This is a genomic window from Methyloglobulus sp., assembly GCF_046714055.1.
In the GTDB taxonomy this organism is placed as follows: domain Bacteria; phylum Pseudomonadota; class Gammaproteobacteria; order Methylococcales; family Methylomonadaceae; genus Methyloglobulus.
Genome location: NZ_JBKKBJ010000151.1, coordinates 1 through 4378, shown reverse-complemented (window position 1 = coordinate 4378; position 4378 = coordinate 1). Strand labels below are relative to the sequence as shown.

General features: G+C 44.3%; 4 protein-coding genes. 2 read left to right on the top strand and 2 right to left on the bottom strand.

Annotated features, from left to right (window positions below; genetic code table 11):
• Positions 1-192 precede the first annotated feature (192 nt).
• A complete protein-coding gene (locus ACLQ6D_RS09050) occupies positions 193-465 on the bottom strand; it encodes a YceK/YidQ family lipoprotein (protein ID WP_411726957.1) in 273 nt (90 codons plus the stop codon).
• 177 nt (positions 466-642) lie between these two features.
• Positions 643-2424, bottom strand: coding sequence for a protein kinase domain-containing protein (locus tag ACLQ6D_RS09045; protein WP_411726956.1), 1782 nt, complete (start codon positions 2422-2424; stop codon positions 643-645).
• A gap of 507 nt (positions 2425-2931) precedes the next feature.
• Between ACLQ6D_RS09045 and ACLQ6D_RS09040 the strand changes: the two genes are divergently transcribed.
• Both ACLQ6D_RS09040 and ACLQ6D_RS09035 read left to right on the top strand, forming a co-directional pair.
• On the top strand, positions 2932-3267 hold the full coding sequence (locus ACLQ6D_RS09040) for a hypothetical protein (RefSeq protein ID WP_411726955.1): 336 nt from the start codon (positions 2932-2934) through the stop codon (positions 3265-3267).
• Positions 3268-3457: 190 nt separating this feature from the next.
• Positions 3458-4285 (top strand): SDR family NAD(P)-dependent oxidoreductase, encoded by an 828-nt coding sequence (locus tag ACLQ6D_RS09035; RefSeq protein ID WP_411726954.1) that lies wholly within the window; start codon positions 3458-3460, stop codon positions 4283-4285.
• Positions 4286-4378: the final 93 nt, after the last annotated feature.

Below are 4378 nucleotides of genomic sequence, written 5' to 3'. Positions count from 1 at the left end.
GTGGCCGCGCAGGTCCAGATGGAAATGCGGTATTAAAATCAAGATTGAAACGAGTATCGCTGACGTTGTTAGTAGCTTTAGCTGAAAAATCGGCCAACCCGGTTCTTCGCGCATATAAATAAGCTGACATTCAAGACAATCATAGGCTGTATGCCCTTTATAGCTAGTTCTCAAAGTTTTGAATGGCAACTTTTACTGAAAAATTTCAGCAAAAACCGCTAACGGAAAAAAAATCGAATCTAAAGCGAAACTTAAGGGAAGATCAACTAATGGATAACGGGGTGGTGTCACTTTAATTTTTTTAAGGGCGGCTTGATTTTTTGTTAATGCTGACCAATCAAGCCTAGTTCCACTATAAACAAACATACGTTGATTTAAAGGAAGATCAGTATCCAATGTTTTAAAGGTTGCACAACCAGATAAGGCAATGATGCAAACACAGCCACATACAAATTTTTTGAACATTCTCACCATCTAGATGTTAGCGCTGGTTGAATTTGATTATTTGCTAGGGTTTCTGCCGAAAACTGACTGACCATGTAGGTGAATTGGAATATATGAATATTTCAGATGGTTAAATGCGATAGATAGGGTCAAACGACAGTCGGCACGAGTGATCAAATTTCAACCGGCACAAACAAATTATTCTTTACCCGCAGCTAATTCGGCACGAATTCTTTGTAGTTTAGGATCATTCGGCAAGACCGACTCAGCCTTTTGCAAAGCTCGCTTGGCCGTGTCTAGTTTACCTTCAGCCCTTGATTTCTGTATAAACCTAGCATAGCGGTCAACTATTTTCTGCCGCCCAGCAAGCGCTTCTGCATTGTCTGGTTCCATGGCAAGAACCATTTGGTAGTATTTATGGGCATTGTCTCCCGATGGTGTGGTGAAACGCACTGCTTTCATAGCTTTTTTAGCAGCGGCCAAGTATCCTTTAATTGAACCTTGGTCGGTCGGTTTTTTTGGCAAATCCTGTTTCTTGGACTGCTGCAGTGTTTTATCAATCAGTGCTAACTGTTGATTCCTGTCAGAGTCCTGCTCGGTTGTAATTTCATCTTTATGTGCTGGTTTGGAAACCGATTTGCTTGCTGGAAAAGACGTGCTTTCCCCTATCACGCCATTTTGGGGTTGGTTGTCGTCAGCACTTGTTCCCAGTCGTATTTCTTCGTCGGATTGCTTAGGCTGTTTTTCAGGCTCGTCTATTTCTTTTGTGGTGCGCTCGGATATTTTGTCTGGGTCATATTCTTGACTTGATTGGGTGGTGGACAGGGCGACGGATTGGTCTTCTTTTGTCTTTGATGTGATTGTGATTTTGCCGGGGTCACCTTGGGATAAAGGCTGGGCAGTGACTGTACTAACTTTGTCACCGCTTATTTCTGAAGGCTTTTTACCAAACCATATCCCAACAATAACCAATCCAACTATCCCGGCCATGACACCGATCCATATGGGATTCTTGGCAATCGGACTACTATTGGCAACATCTTTGGCTTCTTGCTTGGAAGTTATCGGCCCAGCTTGGTCGTTGATAGGCCCTGATTTTAGTAGCGCTAGAATCTCGGTCGCTGAATGCGGTCGATTATTATATTCAGGTCGTAGCATCCAATCTATTGCTTGCAACAACTCCGCGCTATACGTGGTGCCCGGAGAACCAGAGAGTGAAGCCATCGGATCGGGTTCGCCTTTGCTTAAAGCCATTATCCGGCTCTGGGCGGCAGTTGGTTGGTTATGCGTAATACAATAATACATCGTTGCGCCCAGAGCATAAAAATCGGTGGCGGGCCCGGGTTCATTAGCGTGCTCATTTAGTTCTGGCGGTGCGTAACCAGGGGCTAATTCGCCTGCGGGCTTAGCGACGTGTGCGGCGATAGCCAATCTGGCGACGGCGAAATCGGTCAGCAGCGGTTCGCCATTCTTGCCCAAAATAATCGTTGCCGGTTGGATGCCACCATGCACAATTTTGTATTCGTGGACTTTCTGTAGGGCATTCAGGATTGATACCAGAATGAATTTTAATTCTGTTTCGGCAAATGTTGCCGGAGACCGTACTAGCTTGGAAAGCGGCACACCTTCTTGGTAATCCATAATAAGGTAAGCAGTTCCATTGAATTGCAAGAGGTTCTCAGCTTTGACAATATTGGGGTGTTCGATTTGTGTGAGAATCTCAGCCTGATCCAAAAATGTCTTTAACCCATATTCAAAATTTTCTCTATCACTTGGGGACTTGGATTCGACGCCAAGACCATCGTTTGCGCGAATGGCGAAATCGTGAGGAAAATACTCTTGTATTTCTACCCACTCTTTAAGATGGTGATTCCAGGCGCGATAGGTGATATCGAACGTATCAATTTTTGAGGCTTCTTTAATTTCGTAGACGCCGAGTTGAGTGCCTTCAGGTAGTGTCTGATTGTGTATGTGTGACATGATATGTATTATCCCTTTTTCTAATCTCTATTAAGCCGCTGATATGAAAAAATATTTCTATATTGCACTTCGATGTTAACCCAATGATGGGGGCTCCTCTCCTGTTAGGCTGGTAGATAATGCCTTCGGTCTGGCGCAACGAGGCCGATGAGGGATAAGTTACCTCATAGTTTAAAACAACTTAGTTTGTGATACGCCATAATTTTTTGATTTGGATGAAGCCAAGTTGACGGGTCAGGGTCGGTTTTTACCGTTATTCTTTGAGACAACATTAAGTTTGTCGACAGTCTGGTATTGAGAAGCCAAATTATTAAACTGCTAGTTCAAACGAGATTGATTCATCTACTAACAATTTAGTCATGGGTTAACCTGAAAATGTTTACCAACACCGGATCTATAATAAACACCGTAAAAGATCCTTATCTGGCCAAAGTATCTCCTCCCTTATCCGTTTTTACTTATGTTCCGAAATTCGAGTAAAATCCCTCAAACGAAGGGAGTGCCTTGATGCCTGAATGGTTTATACTCATTTTTGTCCTTTATATTCTTTATCTCATTATGAAAAAACCAAAAACCCCTAGCGAAAAGTCAGCACCTAAAGCTAAAACTGAACAGTATGTTGCGGCCGTCGTCACGGAAGCAAAGCCTAAAATACCAAGCCCAACTCAGAAATCCCCTAAAAAGGCAAAAGCTGTTGATCCCAAAGCCGTAGTATCTACGCCAGAAATGGCTATGCCTGAACGCGTGGGTCTAACTGCCGGCAACATTTGGCATTACTTGGTTGAAAATGGAGCTACTCTGTTGCAAAATTGGTTCGGTAGCTTCCGGATGAAGAAAAAATAACCCAACGCCGCAAGGTCAGAATAACGCTCGACATCATTGACGGTTGAGACCATCGGCCTGAAAGTCTAGCCATTAGGGCAAGTAATTCAATAATTACTGATGGTGTTAGATTTGAGGTTGTAAATCTATTCAATAACAGTCCCCCCTTTCATAATAGCCCTAGTGTATTGAGTGGATGGGAATCACTGCAATGAATTTAAGCCGGCAAGATAACAACACCAGGGTTTTTCTGGTTACTGGAGCCACTGGGGCGATAGGCAAGGCCACTGCCCGGCAACTTGCTGAACTTGAAGACTCCGAAGTCGTATTGGTGTGCCGTGACAAACAGAAAGCCGAAAAAGCCGTAATGGAAATTATCGATGTAACCGGTAATCCCAAGGTGCGCTATGAACTCGCTGATTTGAGCCGATATCAAGTCATCAAGGATTTGGCTAAACGTTGGATGGGGCGATTGCATGTCTTGATCAATAACGCCGCCTGCACACCCCGCAACCGACAGGAAACCCCGGAAGGCATTGAACTGCAGTTTGCCACGAACGTACTTGGCCCCTATTGGTTAATCGACGAGTTCACGGAAATATTAAAAGCCTCGGCACCCGCTCGTGTCGTCAATGTCGCCAGCTACTGGGCAGGTGGACTGGATCTGGACGATCTGGAATTTACCCGGAGGCAATACGATAACGACAAGGCATACCGACAGTCAAAACAAGCCAACCGTATGCTAAGTGTAGCCTTTTCTGAAAGGCTAGCTCCTTACCAGATTTCCGTCAATGCCTGCCATCCTGGCGATGTTAACTCGAAATTAAGTAATAATCTGGGTTTTGGTGGTCATGAAACGCCGGATCAAGGTGCTGAAACCCCGGTTTGGCTAGCGACCCACCCCATTGGCCAGGAAACAACGGGACGATACTTCGAACATTTTACTGAAACAAGTTGCCCTTTTATTCGAGAAAAACATGCAGTGAACGCCCTTTTTGAGATATGTGCAAGTTACGCAAAAAATAATCAAAACAATTGAAATCAATTGCTTAGCCCAGAGTTTACTTTGTACAACCTAATCCTCAAAACCAGACTGTGGCTCATATCAACCATTGCGGTGAAGGTCGGCCAG